This window comes from Leptotrichia sp. SK-5, assembly GCF_055387215.1.
Genome location: NZ_AP028931.1, coordinates 301,032 through 320,987, shown reverse-complemented (window position 1 = coordinate 320,987; position 19,956 = coordinate 301,032). Strand labels below are relative to the sequence as shown.

The 19,956-nt window shown below is 30.0% G+C and carries 21 protein-coding genes; 2 read left to right on the top strand and 19 right to left on the bottom strand.

Annotation, left to right across the window (positions count from 1 at the left end; all coding sequences use genetic code 11):
• Nucleotide 1 precedes the first annotated feature (1 nt).
• The 14 genes from ACZ5B9_RS01610 to tsaE all read right to left on the bottom strand — a co-directional run bounded on the left by ACZ5B9_RS01610 (nt 2) and on the right by tsaE (nt 13,803).
• Nucleotides 2–1,879, bottom strand: a complete 1,878-nt coding sequence (locus ACZ5B9_RS01610; protein ID WP_464423089.1) for a ribonuclease J — start codon at nt 1,877–1,879, stop codon at nt 2–4.
• Between the two features lie 44 nt (nt 1,880–1,923).
• A complete protein-coding gene (gene mrdA, locus ACZ5B9_RS01605; protein WP_464423088.1) occupies nt 1,924–3,894 on the bottom strand; it encodes a penicillin-binding protein 2 in 1,971 nt (656 codons plus the stop codon).
• A 25-nt stretch (nt 3,895–3,919) separates the two neighbouring features.
• Nucleotides 3,920–4,267, bottom strand: coding sequence for a ribosome silencing factor (gene rsfS, locus ACZ5B9_RS01600; RefSeq protein WP_464423087.1), 348 nt, complete (start codon nt 4,265–4,267; stop codon nt 3,920–3,922).
• A gap of 188 nt (nt 4,268–4,455) precedes the next feature.
• Nucleotides 4,456–5,169 (bottom strand): RsmE family RNA methyltransferase, encoded by a 714-nt coding sequence (locus tag ACZ5B9_RS01595; RefSeq protein ID WP_464423086.1) that lies wholly within the window; start codon nt 5,167–5,169, stop codon nt 4,456–4,458.
• Between the two features lie 141 nt (nt 5,170–5,310).
• A complete protein-coding gene (gene ruvB / locus ACZ5B9_RS01590) occupies nt 5,311–6,321 on the bottom strand; it encodes a Holliday junction branch migration DNA helicase RuvB (RefSeq protein ID WP_464423085.1) in 1,011 nt (336 codons plus the stop codon).
• Nucleotides 6,322–6,351: 30 nt separating this feature from the next.
• Nucleotides 6,352–6,852, bottom strand: a complete 501-nt coding sequence (locus ACZ5B9_RS01585; RefSeq protein WP_464423084.1) for a hypothetical protein — start codon at nt 6,850–6,852, stop codon at nt 6,352–6,354.
• The gene (locus tag ACZ5B9_RS01580; RefSeq protein ID WP_464423083.1) at nt 6,845–7,777 is read right to left on the bottom strand and encodes a hypothetical protein; all 933 of its coding nucleotides are present in this window, start codon (nt 7,775–7,777) and stop codon (nt 6,845–6,847) included. The genes ACZ5B9_RS01585 and ACZ5B9_RS01580 overlap by 8 nt, the downstream gene beginning before the upstream one ends.
• 40 nt (nt 7,778–7,817) lie before the next feature.
• Nucleotides 7,818–8,444 (bottom strand): DUF445 domain-containing protein, encoded by a 627-nt coding sequence (locus ACZ5B9_RS01575; protein WP_464423082.1) that lies wholly within the window; start codon nt 8,442–8,444, stop codon nt 7,818–7,820.
• 78 nt (nt 8,445–8,522) lie between these two features.
• The gene (locus ACZ5B9_RS01570; protein ID WP_464423081.1) at nt 8,523–8,945 is read right to left on the bottom strand and encodes a flavodoxin domain-containing protein; all 423 of its coding nucleotides are present in this window, start codon (nt 8,943–8,945) and stop codon (nt 8,523–8,525) included.
• Nucleotides 8,946–9,012: 67 nt separating this feature from the next.
• Complete coding sequence (locus ACZ5B9_RS01565) at nt 9,013–10,209, bottom strand: acetate/propionate family kinase (RefSeq protein ID WP_464423080.1); 1,197 nt, start codon at nt 10,207–10,209, stop codon at nt 9,013–9,015.
• A 36-nt stretch (nt 10,210–10,245) separates the two neighbouring features.
• On the bottom strand, nt 10,246–11,250 hold the full coding sequence (pta, locus tag ACZ5B9_RS01560) for a phosphate acetyltransferase (RefSeq protein ID WP_464423079.1): 1,005 nt from the start codon (nt 11,248–11,250) through the stop codon (nt 10,246–10,248).
• A 27-nt stretch (nt 11,251–11,277) separates the two neighbouring features.
• Nucleotides 11,278–12,468, bottom strand: a complete 1,191-nt coding sequence (ftsY, locus tag ACZ5B9_RS01555; protein ID WP_464423078.1) for a signal recognition particle-docking protein FtsY — start codon at nt 12,466–12,468, stop codon at nt 11,278–11,280.
• On the bottom strand, nt 12,468–13,220 hold the full coding sequence (gene tsaB, locus ACZ5B9_RS01550; protein WP_464423077.1) for a tRNA (adenosine(37)-N6)-threonylcarbamoyltransferase complex dimerization subunit type 1 TsaB: 753 nt from the start codon (nt 13,218–13,220) through the stop codon (nt 12,468–12,470). The genes ftsY and tsaB overlap by 1 nt, the downstream gene beginning before the upstream one ends.
• 130 nt (nt 13,221–13,350) lie before the next feature.
• Nucleotides 13,351–13,803: a tRNA (adenosine(37)-N6)-threonylcarbamoyltransferase complex ATPase subunit type 1 TsaE gene (tsaE, locus tag ACZ5B9_RS01545; RefSeq protein WP_464423076.1), complete on the bottom strand. Its 453-nt coding sequence runs from the start codon at nt 13,801–13,803 to the stop codon at nt 13,351–13,353.
• Nucleotides 13,804–13,985: 182 nt separating this feature from the next.
• On the opposite strand from tsaE, the gene ACZ5B9_RS01540 reads away from it, so the two are divergent.
• Nucleotides 13,986–14,111 carry a hypothetical protein gene (locus ACZ5B9_RS01540; protein WP_464423075.1) on the top strand — a complete coding sequence of 42 codons (126 nt, stop codon included), beginning with the start codon at nt 13,986–13,988 and terminating at the stop codon, nt 14,109–14,111.
• A 188-nt stretch (nt 14,112–14,299) separates the two neighbouring features.
• Here ACZ5B9_RS01540 and rfaE2 read toward each other — a convergent pair whose 3' ends face one another.
• The 5 genes from rfaE2 to ACZ5B9_RS01515 all read right to left on the bottom strand — a co-directional run bounded on the left by rfaE2 (nt 14,300) and on the right by ACZ5B9_RS01515 (nt 17,719).
• Nucleotides 14,300–14,752: a D-glycero-beta-D-manno-heptose 1-phosphate adenylyltransferase gene (gene rfaE2 / locus ACZ5B9_RS01535; RefSeq protein ID WP_464423898.1), complete on the bottom strand. Its 453-nt coding sequence runs from the start codon at nt 14,750–14,752 to the stop codon at nt 14,300–14,302.
• Nucleotides 14,753–15,098: 346 nt separating this feature from the next.
• Nucleotides 15,099–15,569: a GNAT family N-acetyltransferase gene (locus ACZ5B9_RS01530; RefSeq protein WP_464423074.1), complete on the bottom strand. Its 471-nt coding sequence runs from the start codon at nt 15,567–15,569 to the stop codon at nt 15,099–15,101.
• A gap of 45 nt (nt 15,570–15,614) precedes the next feature.
• Nucleotides 15,615–16,463 (bottom strand): FtsZ/tubulin family protein, encoded by an 849-nt coding sequence (locus tag ACZ5B9_RS01525; RefSeq protein WP_464423073.1) that lies wholly within the window; start codon nt 16,461–16,463, stop codon nt 15,615–15,617.
• 273 nt (nt 16,464–16,736) lie between these two features.
• Nucleotides 16,737–17,189 (bottom strand): FtsZ/tubulin family protein, encoded by a 453-nt coding sequence (locus ACZ5B9_RS01520; protein ID WP_464423072.1) that lies wholly within the window; start codon nt 17,187–17,189, stop codon nt 16,737–16,739.
• A gap of 68 nt (nt 17,190–17,257) precedes the next feature.
• Nucleotides 17,258–17,719, bottom strand: a complete 462-nt coding sequence (locus tag ACZ5B9_RS01515; protein ID WP_464423071.1) for a hypothetical protein — start codon at nt 17,717–17,719, stop codon at nt 17,258–17,260.
• Between the two features lie 401 nt (nt 17,720–18,120).
• On the opposite strand from ACZ5B9_RS01515, the gene ACZ5B9_RS01510 reads away from it, so the two are divergent.
• Entirely contained in the window at nt 18,121–19,953 is a 1,833-nt protein-coding gene (locus ACZ5B9_RS01510) for a DNA methyltransferase (protein ID WP_464423070.1), read from the top strand.
• Nucleotides 19,954–19,956: the final 3 nt, after the last annotated feature.

Here is a 19,956-nt window from a genome sequence, read left to right as displayed (position 1 = left end):
TCTAAACCTCCATTATAATTGGTAAAATAATAGGCTCTCTGTCTGTTTCCTTATTTAGGAACTCTCCTATTTTTGCTCTTATTCTCTGTTTAATCTTACCAATCTCTTTCATTCCTTCATTTTCCATACTGCTAAGTTCCATCTTAACTAGTTCTTTTGTTTCAGACAATAAACTTTCTGCATCTTTATTATACACAAAACCTCGTGTTACAAGCTCAACTTGTTTATTAAATTTCCCATTTTTATATTGAGAAATTGAAATGATTACTATTCCATCATCTGCCAAATTTTGTCTATCTTTCAACACAGCATTTCCAATATCTCCGATTCCAAATCCATCAATAAATGTTGCACCACTAGGTACCTTTCCAACGTTTCTAAATTGACTCTTAGATAATTCTAATTTTGCACCATTTTCTGACAAAATAACATTTTTTTCAGGTACTCCAACAGCCATTGCCAGTTCCTTATGTTTTTTTATCATTGCATATTCACCATGTACAGGCAAAAAGAACTTAGGTTTTACAAGATTTATCATTAATTTTTGCTCTTCTTGGCAACCATGGCCTGATACGTGTATCCCGATTCCTTTTTCAAATACAACGTTTGCTTCACGTTTCATAAGCTGATTTATATTTTTAGTCGCAGCCTTTTCATTTCCTGGAATAGGTGTTGCTGAAATTACAACCGTATCCCCTTCCCTTAATGAGATATATTTGTGTGTGCCATTAGCTATTCTTGAAAGCGCCGCAAGTGGTTCTCCTTGTGTTCCTGTACACAAAATAAGTACTTTATCTGCTGGATAAGTTTCAACTTTATCAATATCAATCATTATATCTTTTGGTATCTTCAAATACCCAAGATTTGAACAGATTTCAAATATTTTTACCATGCTTCTTCCGTCAATTGCAATTTTTCTTCCATTTTTTTCTGCAATATTTACAATTTGCTGCAATCTATGCACATGCGAAGCAAATGCCGCCAAAATAATTCTTCCGTTAGCCTTTACAAACTCATCTTTCAGACTTTCCCCAACTGTTCTTTCTGATGGTGTAAATCCAGGCACTTGTGCATTTGTACTGTCTGAAAGCAGTAAATCAACACCTTCCTCACCTAATTGAGCCAATCTTCCAAAATCAAATCCTTCTCCATCAACTGGCGTTAAATCTACTTTAAAATCTCCAGAATGCAAAATCGTTGCTGCAGGAGTTTTTATACAAATCGCATAACAGTCTGCAATACTGTGTGTTACACTTATAAATTCTACTGTAAAGTATTTTGATACTTTTAAGATTGTTCTACCGCTAATTACTTTTTCTTTTGGAAGTTTTGCATCTTTTTTCTCAAATTTTGCCTTTGCAAGTGCAAGTGTCAATCTTCCACCATACATCGGAATATTTTCTGTCCCTAATTTTTGGTAAAAATAAGGAATTGCCCCTATGTGATCTTCGTGTCCATGAGTCAAAAGTAGACCTTTTATTTTATGTCTATTTGATTCCAGATATGAAAAATCTGGAATGATAACATCTATCCCTAAATGCTCGTCCTCAGGAAAAGTTAAACCTGCATCCACTACAATAATTTCATCCTTATATTGAAAAGCTGTCATATTTTTCCCAACTTCCTCAATTCCTCCAAGTGGGATTACATACATTTTCTCTTCTTTTTCTTTTCCATCAACTTTTCTGTCTATGTGTCTATTCCTGTCATTTACTCTTGGAATATAACGTGTTTCATTTTTTTCATCTAAATGTCTTCTGTTCGTACTTTTTTTTCTAAATCTTTTCATTCCTGATTTTATTTTATTAATATCTTCTTTTTTTGAAAAATTTCTTTTAAAAGTTTGATTACCGAACTCAGCTTTTTCTTTTTCTGACATTTAGTAAACACCTCCTTCTTTTTTATATTTTTTATTTTCATACTTTATCTTTTTGCTAAATTCTTATTATTATTTGCTTCCTGTTGTTTTTTCTTTTCTTCTTCTTGTTTTTTCAATATTTCCTGTTGTGCTTTTTTTATCACATATTTATCTCTATATTTCAAAATAAATTTAAGTGCCATATTTCCAGAAGCCACTCCTCCATATCCTCCACCTTCTACAATGGATACAAATACAATTTGAGGATTGTCTGATGGAAAATATCCCGCAATCCAAGAGTGGTGATCTCTAAATCCAGTATTCTGAGCTGTTCCTGTTTTTGCAGACACTGGATAACCACCAATTCTTAATAGTTTTGCAGTTCCTCCTGCTCCACTTACAGGTAATCTTAAAGCATTTTGTAATAATTTTAGATTTTTTTGACTAACATTTAATTTTCTTACAACTTTTGGAGCATTATTTTCAACTTTTCCAGAATAAGTTACAAATCTATCCACAACTGTAGGCTTTAACTGAACTCCATTATTTGCAATAGCTTGATACGCAGAAGCAATTTGAATAGGAGTTGTTAGCACGTACCCTTGCCCTATTGACATATTTATCAAATCTCCAGGTAACCAACGCTGATCCTGTTTTTTCTTAAATCTTTTTTTCTTCCATTCAGGACTTGGTAAAGTTCCTGCCAATTCTCCAGGAATATCAATTCCAGTTTTTGACCCAATTCCAAATTCTTTTGCATATTTTATTATATTTTGTACTCCAGCTTTTTGTGAAAAAACGTAATAATACGTATTTACAGACTGTTCGACAGATTTTGCAAAGTTAGTTGATCCACTTCCATGTTTGTGAGAATCCCTAAATATTAAATTCCCGTATTTATACTGTCCTGTTGAATACACTGTTGCATAAGGTGAGATTCCAGATTCCAAAATTCCCATTCCAGTTATTGCTTTAAAAGTTGAACCTGGTGGATAAAGTCCAGCAACTCCTTTATTTACAAGTGGCTTTGATTTAGAATTTACCAAGTCATTCCACTGATTATCAGGTATTCTCGAACTTAATAAATTTAAACTTATCTCAGGATTACTTACAAATGTAAGAATTTTACCAGTTTTTGCTTCCATTGCAATAAAAGCTCCACTTTTACCTATAAAAGCATCTGTCATATATTTTTGAAGTTCCATATCAAGTGATAAATAAATATTTTTCCCAGCAATGCTTTCAGTTGTTTCCATCTGTCTTATAACATTTCCCTTGGCATCAACTTCAACGTTTTCTCTACCATCCTGTCCCTTCATTTCCTTGTCATAAGAACGCTCTACACCTTTTTTCCCAATTAAATCACTATTTCTGTATCCTTGCTTTTCAAGTTCCTTAAATTCTTTCTCGCTAATCGGCTTTACATATCCGATAACATGCGAAGCAAGAGCATCTTCAGGATAATTCCGTTTATTATACTCAACTATATCAATTCTATCATTATCAATTTTTTCAATTGCCTTTAATGCGACTTCTTTTTCCAAATCTTCAATAACAAGAATTCTCTTATCTGTTCCCATTCTCTGCTGTTTAAAAAATCTATCTATCAAATAATCAACTTGATAACCTGTAATCTGACTTATTTTATTTATATCCAGTATTGTTTCTTTTATACGTTTTGCAACAGCCTTACGCTCACCCGAAAGTCTTTCGTCAAGTTGCTGCTCTGTCATATTTTTTACTTCTTTTAACAAAGCCACATCTTTTGTATCAAGTGGATGTGTATGCAAATGAATTACTTGATAACCTGTTACATTTTTAGCAAGTAATTTCCCTTCCCTATCGTAAATTTCTCCACGTGTAGCCTTTATTACATTCGTTCTAATTCTATTTTGTAATGCTTGTTCTGCATACTCAGAAGCATTTAATATTTGTAATGTAAATAATCTTGCTACTAACAGTAAAAAAACCACTGCTACAAGAACAAGAAAAACTATAAACCGTATATTTTTTTCTTCTTTATCTAATTCTCTCATAAATTTCCTCTTCATTGATTATCATCTATTCTTCAGTATTTTCTTCATTTACACCATTATAAAAATCATCTAATCTATAATATTCTCTAGCATCTTTGCTAAATACACTAACAATTAAGTCTCCTGCATCAATTAAAACCCAGTTTGCCTCATCAAGTCCTTCCACACTTTTCACATTCTCAAGACTTTTCTTTATATCAGTTGCTATTGCTTCAATATTTCTAGAAGAACTACCAGTACATAAAATTGAATAATCAAAAAATGGCGATTTTCCTCTCATATCATAAACCTTTATATCCTGTGCCTTTTTGTCCTCCATAATATCAATTATCTCTTGAACTTCCTTTTCATAATTATTATTTACTTCACTCATCCTCTATATTTCCTTTCTTTTTTAACATTATTTCTATTCATTAAACCTATTCTTATTTTAAACTTTATATATGTAAGAACTCTTATTGGGATATATTTATAAAAAATTATTATACCACTACTAAGGTATATTATATTATATATTTGACTAATTTTCAATTTATTTCTCAATTTTAGCGAAATAAAAAATTATATATAAAAATTGGAAATAATGCCACACACCACAATTGCCGCAGTTTCTGCCCGTAAAATACGTTTTCCTAGGCTAATTTCTATTGCTTTATTTTCTTTTAAAAAATTAACTTCCTCTTGGGTAATCCCACCTTCTGGACCAATTATGTATAAAATATTTTTATCTTCTTTTTTTATTATTTCTGGCAAAGATTTTGATTCATCGCTATTTTCATAAGCAAAGATTATTTTATCGTATTTAGAATATTCGATTTCTGCAAGTTTTTTCACAGGCGTAATTTCAGTAAATTTTATTCCTCTGCACTGTTTTAGTGTTTCTCTTACAACTATGTCCCATTTTTCTTTTTTTTCATTAATTTTTACAACAACACGCTCGGTCTTTAAAGGAATTATCCTATTTACACCAATTTCCGTCAGTTTCTGTATTGCCAAATTCATTTTATCATTTTTCAAAATTCCCATTGCAACATCAATATTTACATTTAAAGAGTAGCTGTCTTCTTTTTTTTCCAATATTCTTACAGCGACTTCCTTTTTTGAAATTTCAATAATTTTCGTAAAATATTCATATTCACCATCAATTATCCGTAATTCATCGTCTATATTTAGACGATAAACATTTTGGATATGATTGCAGTCTGATTTATCTCTTATCAGAATCTTTCTATTATTTTCATCAATATTTTCTTTTTCCGCTATTACTGTCAACAACAGTTTTTCACCTCATTTTTTTTACTTTCTATCGTATTTTAAAATGTCCAATTCTTATCTACATAAAAATTTCAAAGATTTAGAGCGTACAAAAATAATCATAACTTTATAAGTCTTGTTTCAAAATAATATTACCACATTTTATTCTTTTTTACTAAATATTTTTTCAATTCCTAAATGTTTATATCCAAATTCTGTCACAACTCTACCACGTGGCGTTCTTTTTATAAACCCTATTTTTACCAAATATGGCTCATAAACTTCCTCTATCGTTCGTCTGTCTTCCCCAAGTAAAAGTGACAATGTCTCAATTCCAACAGGTCCTCCGTTGTACACATTTATAATTGAAAGCAAAATATTTCTATCTAATTCATCAAGTCCGTTATCATCTACTCCCAAAAGCCTCAAAATCCCATCAACGCTTTCTTTTTCCAAAATACCCGAACCTTCCACCAATGCAAAGTCCCTTGCTCTTTTTAAAAGCCTGTTTGCTATTCTAGGAGTTCCTCTGCTTCTTTTGGCAATTTCTGTAATTCCGTCTTCATCATACGAAATATTCAGAATATTTGCCCCTCTTCGTATAATTTCCTTCAAGTCTTCCAATTGGTAATATTCCATCCTATGAGTAACTCCAAATCTGTCACGAAGCGGCGTACTTAACTGCCCTGCTCTCGTAGTTGCTCCAATTAATGTAAATTGTGGTAATTCTACACGAATACTTCTTGCAGACGGCCCTTTTCCAATAAGAATATCCAGTTCCCCATCTTCCATTGCAGGATATAAAATTTCCTCTACTGATGTATTCAATCTATGAATCTCGTCAATAAACAAAATATCATTTTCCTCCAAAGACGTCAAAATAGCCGCTAAATCTCCCGCTTTTTCCAGTACAGGCCCTGTCGTTATCTTCAAGTTCACTCCCATTTCTGTGGCAATAACTCCGGCAAGTGTAGTCTTCCCCAATCCTGGAGGCCCATACAATAAAATATGATCAAGCGATTCATTTCTCATTTTAGCAGCTTTTATAAATATATTCATTTTTTCTTTTAAATCCTGCTGGCCAATATATTCCTTAAAAGTTTTTGGCCGTAAACTTCTTTGAATATTGTCCTCCCCTAATTCCTTAGGTTCCAATATTCTTTCTTCATTCATTCCTTCTCCTCAACAATTTTTATAAAATATTTATTCAAAATTACAAATAAATTGCCTTATTTTATCATCAAAACAATCAATAGGATGCAATTCAGTTGCCTTTTTCGTTAATTTATACGATGCATTTGCTTGCTTTTCCATTGATACTAATGTTCCTGCTTTTTTTGTCGATAACTCAGCTTTAGTCCAGATATTAAAATAAAGAAAATTAGGTGCTACTCCAAGACATATTACTCCATCATATTCTCTATGGTATCTAATATGGTTAAACTGAAAATTCTTATTTGTATCTTCAGTTGCAGTTTTAATTTCAAATTTTATTCCTTCAATTTTTATATCCCATGAACCTTTAGTTTTTGAAGGTTCTGCTTTTAATTTTAAATCTTTACATAATTTATATATATAATTTTGACCAATCTCTCCAATATGCGTATTTGACAAAGTTTTTATACCTTCAAATCTACTATTTTCCCATTTTTCATTATTTTTATATTTTTTGATTTCTTTTTCAAATAAAGTATTTTTATCCATTTAATCCTCCATCATTTAATGCATTTTTTATATGATACATACTTATGTGTCTACAATTATGTGCTGCTAAGTTGCTATAATTTTTCCAGTCTATCGACGATAATATTTTTTTTATTTTGTTTTTATTTTTTTTGAAAATCATTCCATATCCACATAGATACTTAACTTCTGAAAAACTTTTAACTAATTTTGGAGATTCATTATAAAATGTTCTTTGTAAAAAGTAATCAGCTTGTTTCATTTTTTCCTGTCCGCATAGTCGTTCCTTCCGTTGATCAACAGTAAAAATATCAATATATTCTTTAAAAATATTAAAATTTGGTATTTCATTTTTCCCTTTACTCCAGTATTGCCACAATGCATTTATTTTAATTTTTCTACCGTCTGGTTTATAAAAACTGTCATTTGGAACATTTTCAGAATATACTAGTTTCATATTTTTTACTCTGTATTTCGGACTTCCTTTTCCCTCACTTTGAAATGACATTGGTAATATAAAAAATATATAATCAGCAAATTTTGAAGCATGATTCATAAAATTTAATGCTAACCAAGCTCTATATCCAAAAGGAGGATTACCTATAAAAACTATTTTTTTATTTGTTTTAGGAAGTTTCCATTCAAAAAAATCCTTCTTCAATATTTTATCATTCATTGGATATAAATCTAATCCAATTCTTTGATTTTTAGGTAACAATTCAAAAAAAGAACCGCTTCCTGCTGAAGGTTCTATAAATAAACAATCTTTTATATTTATTTTTTCTTTTTTTAAGAAATATAACATTTTTTCATAATATTGTTTAGCGATTTCTTTTTTTGTAAAAAATTGATCTAATGAAACATCTTCTAATTTTACCCATTTGGGTATTTCTAAGTTATTTTTCCAAGAGTTATTCCTTTCTTCTATTACATTTTTTATATCCACTTTTACTCCTTTCATTTATTAAGTCCAAATACTGTTAATTTTATATTTGTTTTAACAGCAACATTATGAAAAACTGGAATAATGCAATTATTCCTCCCAATACCCCACCAATAATCTCAATATGTTTCAATTCATTTTTAGACACAGACAAAATAATTTTTTCCATTTCTTCTAATGAAAAATTTTTCATTTTTTCCAGCATAATTTCTTTGAAGTCTATTTTGTCTTCTGCTATTTTTATTATTTCTTCCACTATTTCCTCTTTGTTTTCCAAAATCGACTTTTTAAAATATGATTTTATTTTTTCAATTAATGAATCATTTAAAAACATTTTTAATAGAGGATTTTTTTCTAACACACTGTTTTTAAGCTTTTCTCCTATAATTTTATCCAATAGCTTATTTAAAACTTCATCATTGATAACATCACTGTCTTTTAGCTTTGCTGTAATATGTTCTACTGAAATAAGCTCCTTTTCAATTGTTTCAGCAAGGTTTTCTGATATTCTGTCCCGATTTTTAGGAATTAATCCTTGTATTTTAAAAAACAGAAAGTTTACTTCCTTATACGGTCTAAATAATAGCTTTATTGCCAGATAATTTGTAAACCATCCTATAAGCGTTCCAACAAAAACCATTATAGCAAGCTGTATTAATAAATTTCCCAATTTTTCCTCCAAATTTATAATTCACAAAAAATTATTATAAACTTTTGCTCAAAGGTTATAGTATTTTATGTTTTTATATTATCCAACAATTGCTCTTCCGTATTCTCTACATTTTTCAATTTTTTCATCATCATCAACAGACAAATGAATTATCAATCCGTCATTTACAACTGAAAGATTTTCAGCAATCATTTCTTCACGCCAAGTTTCCATCCAGCCGCCTTGTCCCCAGTCATAAGAACCAAAAAGTCCAACTGTTTTTCCAAAAATTTTGTCTTTTATTCCTTCAATAAATTCTACCATTTCAGGTGCAACTTCTTCAGCTCCTCCAGCTGGTGAGCCAAATGCTACAAAATCAGCATTTACCGCACTTTCATCAGCTTCTTCCACATTTATCAGTTTTACAGCGGCTCCAGCGTTTTCTGCCCCTTCGCCAATGTATTTTGCCATATCTTCAGTATTTCCAGTACCTGTATAATAAATTATATTTAATGTTGCCATTATTTTCCTCTTTTCTTTATAGTTTAAAAAATTATTTAAAGCCAAACTATAAAGTCTGGCTATTTTTTTATTTTGTTAATCTGTAAGTATCCCTTGCAATTACAAGTTCTTCTGCTGTTTCAATCTTATAAATTTTAACTTTTGAATCTTTTGTTGACAATTCAACGTTTCCTGGTAATCTTTGTGCATTTTTTTCTTCATCCAGCTCAATTCCAAAATATGAAAGCGATTCACAGATATGCTGTTTTACTCCAACCGAGTTTTCCCCTATTCCACCTGTAAATGCGATTGCGTCAATTCCGTTCATCGCTGCGACATAAGCTCCGATATAAAGCTGTACTCTGTAACAGAACATTTCGTAAGCCAAGACAGCTCTTTCGTTCCCTTCTCTTCTCGCTGTGTCTAAATCACGAAAATCTGAACTTTCTCCAAATATTCCCAAAATTCCAGACTGCTTATTCATTCTCGTATTCATTTCATCCAAAGAAAGACCTCTTTTTCTCATTATATAAATAACAGAGGCAGGATCTGCATCTCCAGTTCTTGTTCCCATCATAATTCCTGCAAGCGGTGTCATTCCCATTGATGTATCTACAACTTTACCATTCTGAACTGCTGAAATACTCGCTCCATTTCCAAGGTGGCAAACTATAATTTTAGAATCTTCTTTTCCTAACATTTCTCTTGCCACTTCACTTACATATCTGTGAGAAGTCCCGTGAAATCCATATTTTCTAACTTTCAAATCAGTATAGTCTTCATAAGGATATGGATACATATATGCTTTTCCTGGCATTGTTTGATGGAAAGCCGTGTCAAATACAACTACATTCTTTTTACCTGGAAGCAATTTTTGAACAACTTTTATTCCCATTATATGCGCTGGGTTATGTAAAGGTGCAAGTGGTGCTATTTCTTCAAGATTTTTCATAACTTCGTCATCTACAATTACCGATTTTTCATAATATTCTCCGCCATGGACAATTCTATGCCCTATCGAATCAATTTCATCCACGCTTGAAATTACTCCTATTTTTTCATCCTGTAATGTCTGTAAAATTAGTTCCACCGCAATTGTGTGATTTTCCATAGGAACTTCCATTTTGTCAATTTTTTCCCCAGTCAATAAATTTTTGTAACTGAAAATAGGATTTGTAATTCCTATTCTTTCACAATTTCCTTTAGCTAGTGATTGCTCATTTGTCATGTCAATAAGTTCAAATTTTGCTGATGAACTCCCACAATTTATTACCAAAACTTTCATAATTTTCCCTCCAAATTTTTTATTTATATTTTTATTTTACATTTCTGATTCAACGGCAGTAATTGCCACGACTTCCACAATATCTTCCACGCTGCATCCTCTTGAAAGATCGTGAACTGGGCGTGCCAATCCTTGAATTAAAGGCCCCAATGCTTTTGCCTTAGCCAATCTTTGCGTTAATTTATAACCGATATTTCCTGAATCTAAGTCAGGGAAAATCAATACATTTGCCTGCCCTGCCACTTTTGATCCAGGTGCTTTTGCAGCAGCTACTTCAGGAATAATCGCAGCATCCAGCTGTAATTCCCCATCAAATTCAAAATCAACATTTCTAACTTTTAAAATTTCGATAGCTTCCCTAACTTTGCTTACAGACACTCCATCTGCACTTCCCTTTGTAGAATATGATAAAAAGGCTACTTTTGGCTCTTTTATTCCAGCAGTGAATTTAGCTTTTTCCGCTGCAGAAATAGCGATATCCGCAAGCTGCATAGCCGTAGGATCAGGGATTACCCCACCATCTGAGTATACAAATGTCCCATTGTAGCCAAATTCAGGCGTATTTGTTATCATAATAAAAGAACTCGATACTGTCTTTAGTCCTTCCTTTGGTCCAATTATGTGAATTGCCGCTCTTAAAACATGGGCTGTTGGTGAAGCTGAACCTGCTACCATTCCATCAACTCTTCCTTGATGTACAAGCATTGCCGCAAAATATCTTGGATCTGACATAAGTGTTGCTTTTGCAGTTTCTAATGTCATACCTTTTTTCTCTCTTCTTTTTCTCAAAAGTTCAGACATAGCGTCAATTGTTGCACACGAATCAGGATTATAGAAAATCGCTCCTTCCAACGAAACGCCCAGTTCAGCCGCTTTTTCCTTTAACTTTTTCTCATCTCCGACCAGCGCTATTTTTGCAATTCCTTCATTAATGATTTTTTCTGTTGCCCGCAAAATTCTCTCATCTTTTGTTTCAGGTAAAATGATTGTCTTGTTCAGTTTTTTTGCTTTTTCTTTTAATTCATTTGCCAATGTGTTCATAATTTTTCTCCCTTCTTATTTTATTTATTAATCAAACATAGCTTCAACAAATTCCTTTGTATCAAATTCCCGCAAATCATCGATTCCTTCCCCGACACCTATAAATTTAATCGGTTTTTTCAGCTCTTCTGTAATTGGGAAAATAATCCCTCCTTTTGCTGTCCCATCAAATTTTGTCAAAATAATTCCTGTCAAATCTACGATTTCATTAAATATTCTAGCCTGTTCCAATCCATTCTGCCCAGTTGTGCTGTCAATTACAAGCAACGTTTCAAAGTCCGTTTCTCCAGACTGTTCACGTATAATTTTATTTATTTTTTCAAGTTCCTTCATCAAATCACGTTTATTGTGCAGCCTTCCAGCCGTATCCAGTATTGCCACATCAAATCCACGATTTTTAGCAGTTTTTACTGTATCAAAAATTACAGCGGCAGGATCGCTCCCATGTGCCTGCTTTACAACTTCCACTCCAGTCCGTTTTCCCCATTCCTCAACTTGCTCAATCGCAGCGGCTCTAAATGTATCTCCAGCCCCAATAATAACCTTTTTCCCGCTATCCTTCAATTTTTTTGCAATTTTACCAATGGAAGTAGTCTTTCCAACACCATTTACTCCAACAACCAAAAAAATATTTAGTTTTCCATCCTGTAATTTTAATTTTGTGCTGCTTTCATCATTGTAAATAAGTTTTGCTTTAAGCAATTCCTTTAATTCATCGTAAATTTGCTCCGACGTTTTCAGTTTTTTTCGTGAAACTGATTTTTCCAGCTCCTCCACAAGCTGCATTGTCATATTCATTCCAATATCTGACTGAATAAGCAACTCTTCCAATTCTTCATACAAATCGTCATCTATCGCTTTACCCAAAAGCATTTCCTTCAGTTTTCCAAAAAAACCTTTTTTAGGAGTTGCCAGCCTATCCTTTAAAGGTTTTAATTTAGGCTTTCCTTTTGTTTTCTCATTTGATTTTTCTTCTATTTCTACACTTTCAGTTTTTTCTCTTTCAGTTTCAAAGTTTTTTTCATTATTTTCAGTTTTTTTAGCATTTTTTCCTAAGATTTCCTCAGCTGTTTCCTTTATTTCCTTTTCAGTTTCAGCTTTAATTTTATCTATTTCACTTTGGCTTTCTTCAATTTCTTTTTCTATCTGATTTTCCAAAGTGTCCTTCTGGTCTTCATCTTTTTTCTTTTTTCCAAATTTAAAAAAATTTTTCAGCATTATTTTTTATCCCTTTCCGCTTGTGATTTTTCCAGATAATCTGGTTTCAGATTAAAAATATCAGTCTTTCTTACCACACCAGCATTTTCCAAATTTTTATCCAAAAACATCTGTACAAATATCATCGTATTAATTGTCAAATTCTTATCTTCAAATATTTTTACACAATTTCCCAATTTATCCAATATCTTAGCCTTATAATTAAAAACTGCATCCCCAATTAGATAAACTTTTTTATTATTTCCCTTATTTTCTATTATTTCCTCAATTACATTGTCCAGTTTTGCAACTTCATAATTTTTTACCAATTTTAGTTTATTTTCACTTAAAGTTTCATAACCCGCACAATAAATCTTTTCCTTTCGTGAATCAATCATAGAATATATTTTCACATCTTCATCATTTCCCAAACTTGTTTTCAAATTATAATACCCTTGAAATCCAAGTGCATCCAGCTCATTCACTTCATAAAAATTCACATTCCGTCCAAAAAAAAGCCCCTTTACAACTGAAATTGCTATTCTAACCCCTGTAAACGAACCTGGTCCTATCGAAACAATTACATCTTGAATTTCATCTAGCTTTTTCCCTGTCCATTTCAAAAGGCTATCAATCTGCTCCAAAATCGTAGTAGAATGTGTTTTTGCCATTTCCACATGTATTTCTCCCAGCAATTTATCTTTCTCATAAAGCGACAATCCAGCCAGCTTAGTTGTAGTCGTTATCGCAAATATCAACATATTTTTCTCCATTTTTAAATTTTCTTCCCTTTTACAATAAAACTTCTTTAAAATCAAATCCAATAATTAATATTCCGCTCAAAAACTAATTTCACTTAATCCAGTAATCAATTTAGTATAAAATCCAAATATTAAAAATAAATTATTCTATTTCAAAATCTATTTTTTTATCATTTTTAAGCGTATAAACAGAAACTTCACGAGCCACATCCGAATAATGATTTATCTCAACAAACACCGCATCCTCAGGCATTTCATCCAAAATCTTGTCCGCCCACTCAATAATCACAACACTCCCATCTTCCCCAATATAATCCTCAAACCCAATCTCATAAATCTCCTCAGAATCATTAATCCTGTAAACATCAAAATGATACACCGGTACATCTCCAGAACTATACTCAATAACATAAGTAAACGTCGGACTCTTCACATTCTCTGTAACATTGTAACATTCACAAATCTTCTTAGTAAACGTAGTCTTCCCCGCTCCCAAATCTCCAATAAGTCCTAGACAGCCTCCATTTCTTAATTTTTCTGCTAAATTTTTTGCTAATTTATCTATCTTATCAAATGTTAATATTTTATTTTTCATAATTTTTCTCACTTCTAAATTTCAATTAAATTCTATTTTTATACTAAAGTCCATTTAAATAACGAATTTATTACAAACTTTTCTAATTAAAGGATATAAACCTAATATTTTCAAATAATTAAAATATAATTTTCATTTTTTTAATATAGTCTAATTTAGCTAATCCGTCGGAGCATTTTTCTGTGCTGGCAAAACTGTTTGAGCATAGCGAGTTTTTTGTCAGTGCAGGAAAATGTCGTAGACTAGCCATAGGTTGTAGGATTTGCGGCAATGAGCAATCCTACAAAAATAAAAAAGAAAAAACATAGTAATATGAAAAAAATACCTATTAATCAAAATATCTAAAAAATAATAAAAAACAATTTAGTTGAATGATTATAAATTAGTTATTAAACAACCTTATTATAAAAATTTATTTTTATTTTTAAATGAAATTTAGTATTAAATAAAAATATATTTCATTAACAAATATTTCTTCTATAATTTTTAAAATTTTTTATTTTTTATAAACTTCAATAATTTTATTAATAATTTCCGTTGTGGAAATATTATCCACAAAAGATAAAATCTTTACTTCTCCGCCATTTTTTTCAACAACTTTTGTTTCTGGCAAGTCTTCTTTTTTATAATCTCCACCTTTTACGTGAATATCTGGCTTTAAAATATCCAGCAGTTTTTCTGGTGTTTTTTCATTAAAAATTACTGTATAGTCTACAAATTTTGTACCCAAAAGCACAAAAGCTCTATTTGTTTCACTATTTATAGGTCTTTTATCTCCCTTGTTCACTTTAACCGAAACATCGCTATTTACACCGACAACCAAAACATCCCCTAAATTTCTGGCTTCCTCTAGATAAGTCAAATGCCCAACATGTAAAATATCAAAAACTCCATTAGTAAAAACTACCTTTTTCCCAGCCTTCTGCAATCTCACTATTTCATTTCTCATTTCATCAGCAGTCAGCAAATTATCCTTAAAACTTTTTTCCAATTTTCTCTCCAATATATTTATCTATTCTATTTATAATTATAATGTTTTTAATTCATAATTTACTCAATCCCTAAGTTTATTTAATTTTAAAAAGGTTTGAGCATACATCAAATTATACCACATTTTTTCCAAAAAAAGAAAATTTTTCTATTTTTTTTCAACTTTTATTTTTTCTAATTTCAACAATTTAATTTTAAAAAGTTTTAAGTATATTCTCACATTTTTTATCAAAAAAGAAAAAGAAGTATAAGCTTACTGCTTTTACTTCTCCTGACATTTATAAAATTTTATTATTAGTACCTCTTTATCGAAATATTTTTATAAAACGTTTTTGAATTTTATTACAAGTATAACCAATATTTTCATAAAATTTATGTGCTTCTAAACGATGAGAAGCCGAATTTAATCTAATAAAATTAATATTATTGTTTAAAGCATATTCTTCAACAAAAATCATCAGTTTTTTTCCTATACCCTTACCTTGAAAATTGGAATTTACTGCTAATCCTAATATATTTAATCCAATATCACTATATAAACTTTCATACATCTCTGCATGAACAAAACCAACAACCTTACTTGTTTTTTTATCTTCATATACTGCGATGATATGATGTTCATAATCAATAGATAATTTTTCAATTTGCGTCTTGACAGTCTTAATATCAACATTATATCCTAACTCATCTTTACAAATTTCTTGTATATCCTTCGCATCTAGTATATTAATCTCTCTTATCACACTTTTACCTCTATAACTTCTAATTTTCCACATTTACTTTTTTCATAATACATACTTCAATTTTAATATTATATACATTTATTTGGAGAAATCCGTTATCAGCATTTCCACTTCAATTTTATCTTCAAGCTCAGCATCCATAATGTATCCCCATAGCATATTTGTTTGATCTGCTCCAAATTTTTCATTTATAATCATAGCTACTTCCTGTAAATCTGTTAATCCAATGTCTGGTCCTGCTGTAATGCTTAACAGTATCTTTCTCGCTTTTGGAAGATTTTTTATAAAAGGGCTATTTATTATTTGTTCTATAACAAGTTTTACCTTATCCTGTCCTTCCCCTTTACCAAATACTGTTATACCTTCTCCTGAATTTTCTAGCATTATTTTAATATCATCAAGATCAAGATTCACTATCCCTTGTTTTTTTATTAGATTTGTTATAAATTCTACATGTTTTATAAAAATTTCATCTCTTTTTTCAAATAATTTATCAAAAGTTGCACTTAAATCTGCTTCCATTAATTTTTTAAAAGGCAAAACTATAACAGTATCAGAAACTTCTTCTAATTTCTTGATTTCATCATTTTCTCCATTTGAATTAATTGATGTAGCAATTACAACCACTGTCAGTATTCCCATTGTTTTGGCAACTTCTGAAACAATGCAGGCTATCTCGTTATTTTTCTTTTCCGACATTTCTGTCAAAATAAATACTAAATTAGTATTTTTCAATGCACTCTGCACCTTTTCACTTAAATCCTCAGAAGCCAATATTTTTGATTCTACATTCAGTTTATCCAAATTCTCTTGATTTGTATCAATTCCCACAAATCCAACTTCCGCAATCTCTTTTTTCATCATCTTATTCAAGACATCATTTCCCACTGTACCGATTCCAACAACTTTTATTCCAACACCATCCATTTTTCTTCTCCTTTAATTGTAAAATTTTCTATATTTTAACATATTTTCCCAAAATACAGTTAAACTTTTTTACTATTTTTCATACAATTTTGCCTTTTCTTCCAATAATAACAAAAAACTACCATAATTGGTAGCTTTGCATTTAAAGTTGCTTCATTTTAAGGTAGTGCAACACCTGTTTTTAAACTTTTTCTTTCAATGTAATTATATCATATCTAATTAATTAGTCAATGTTTTTTCTTTTTTTATTTATAAATTTTTAAATTATTTTTATTAATCGGAAAAATTTGTTGCAATCAAATATACTTTTACACAGCTCCCTTTATTCTCAAAATCTTCAGAATTTCTACATTTAGTTTCTTCAAAGACTGTTCCCCATGCGAGAAATAAGTCTGGATTTTCGGTGCTTATGGCTACTGCTGTAGCAATTTGGCTGATTTCTTCCAGACGTATGTCGTTTCCTGAGGTTATGTTCATTAGTATTTTTCCTGCACCTTTTATTGAACGTTCTAAAAGTGGGGTATTTAATGCCTGTTCTACCGCTTTTTTTGCTCTGTCCTCTCCATCTGCTTTTCCAAAACCTAATACTGTTTTGCCTGAATTTTGCAATATAGATTTAATGTCTGCAAAGTCCAAATTTACAATTCCCTGTTTTTTTATTAAGTCTAATATTCCTTTTACAATTGTTACAAAGGCTTTTTCTCCTTTTTCATAGATATTTGCCAATGAAAGGTTTGCATATAAATCATTTAATTTTTGATATGGAATAACTATTACAGTATCAGCGAAATGTTTTAATCTTTTCTTTTCTTTCCTTTTTTAGCAAGTTTTATTTTATTAGGAGCTTCAAATTTAAAGGGTTTTGATACAATAGCAACAGTTAATACATCCATTGATTTTGCAATTTCTGCAATAATAGCTGAGGCAGGTGTTCCAGTTTTTTCACCCATTTCAGCTATAATAAATGCCATATCTGTCTTTTCTAGGTCTTTTTTGATTTGTTTTTTTAAACCCTCTACGGCTTCATAAGAAATCATCGAAGATACAAATATTTTTGTATCAGCTTTTGAATTATCTAGATTAATTTTTTCAGCATCCACTGCTATAAAATTAGCTTTTATATCATCTCTTACTGCCATTTTATTTATTACATTGTTCCCTATTTTCCCTATTCCTATAATTTTTATTTTTACCCCATTTAACGTTTTTTGCTCAATATCCCTTCTTTCTTCAACATTTTCGGCAATGTCCCACATTGTCCTATCCTCCCAATAATCTTACTACAAAAGACTTTCTTTTTTTATTATATGCAGCTTTGAAGTATAGCATACAAATCTTTGTTTTTCATTTTAAAAACTGTTATTTTTATTTTTTATTTTAAAACTATGTAAATTTTAACTTATAAATATCTAAAATTCTCACTAAATCAGTTCTTTCAAACACAAAATAATATATAATAAAATTTCTTAAAATCATTTTTCTTGAAATAATTTTTTTGAAATAGTATAATCAAAACAAGAAACAGACATAATTTTATAATAAATTTAACATTATTTAGTAGCAATAATTACTAAGTTATTAAAATTAATAAATACAATAATAAAAATTTAAAATATGAATTTGGAAAACATTATATATTCTAACTGGGAGGCAAAAAATGAATAAAAATATTTTTGAAATAGTAACCGATACACTATTAAAATTAAAAAAGTATGTATCAGAAGACAGAAAGTTACTTAAAGCAAGTGTTTATGAGGATATTATAAACATGGATAAAGACTTGCTTTTTGTACTTATTTCTAACCCCAAAATTAAAGAAAAATTTTTTCAAGAAGTAAACGGGACACTTGTTTTTGATAAGCAAAAATTTGCTTGGTTTATAGAATCAAAAGAATTTTTGGCAAACTCGTACACAAGATATATAAATAAAATTGGTTTAACTAAAAATGAAGAATTTATTTCTAAATCCAATGATGTAGTATTGAATTTTCCATATAAAGATTGTGTTCTTCAAGGAGGGCAAAATAAAGAGGATCAAAAAAGTAACGAAATTTTTCATAATGAAATAATTGCAAGTGATGAAATAACTCGTATGCTTAATCCAAAAATATTAACAAATGCTAAAAGATATACAAAAAATGGAATAGAAAAAAATATAATTTTTAATGATAATGATAATTTAATAATTAAAGGTAATAATTTAATTGTATTGTCTAGTCTGTTAAAAAGATACGGCGAAAAAATTAAATGTATCTATATAGATCCACCTTACAATACAGGTTCTGATAGTTTTAAATATAATGATAAATTTAACCATTCAGCTTGGCTAACATTCATGAAAAATCGATTAGAATTAGCTAAAAAACTGCTAAGCAACGATGGTTTTATTTTTGTTCAAATTGACGATAATGAACAAGCATATTTAAAAGTTTTAATGGACGAAATTTTTGGTAGAGAAAAATTTATTGGAACAATTGTTTACAGAAGAAGAAAGTCGCAGGCTAATTTAAGTAAAAATTTATCAATTATCCATGAATATATACTAATTTATAAAAAAAGCGAACTAGCAACTCTTAATAATATACTAAACAATACAGACTCTAAAGATTATAAAAACCCAGATAATGATATTAGAGGTGCGTATAAGACAATGCCGTGCACTAATAAAGGCGGTTCTTTATATACTATCACAAGCCCTAATGGGAAAAAAATAACAGACGAATGGAGATTTAAAGAAGAAACATTTTATGAACTCTTAAATGATAATAGAATTGTTTTTCCTAAAAAAGGAGAAGGAAAGCCTAGATACAAGCTTTTTTTATCAGAAAAAAATTTAAAAGGGGTTATTGTTAATTCTTGGTGGGATGATGTCGCTACAAATCAAGATGCTAATAAAGATTTGAAAGAATTATTTGGAAAAAATATTTTTGATTATCCAAAATCTGAAGATTTGATAAAAAAAATAATCGAAATTTCTACAAAAGAAAATGATACAATACTAGACTATCACCTTGGTTCGGGCACAACTTGTGCTGTTGCCCACAAAATGGGACGTAGATATGTAGGAATCGAACAAATGAATTATGTGGAAGATATATCTGTGAAAAGATTATCTAAAGTTATCGAAGGTGAGCAGACAGGTATCTCTAAAGCCTTAAATTGGAAGGGTGGAGGTTCATTTGTATATTGTGAACTTCTTGAAAATGCAAATTTAATTATAAATAAAATAAACTTAGCAACTGAAAATAATATTTTAGAAGTAAAAGAAGAAGTATGCAGTGATGAAAGAATTATTCCATACGTTACAAGGGAAGAACTTAAAAAAGCAGATGAAAATTTTAGATGCTTATCATTGGAAGAGAAAAAAATGGCTCTTATTAATATAGTTGATAAAAATAAACTGTATGTAAATTACTCAGATGTAGAAGATGAAACTTTTGAAATAACTGAAAATGATAAAAAATTCTCAGAATCATTTTATAAAATTTAATTA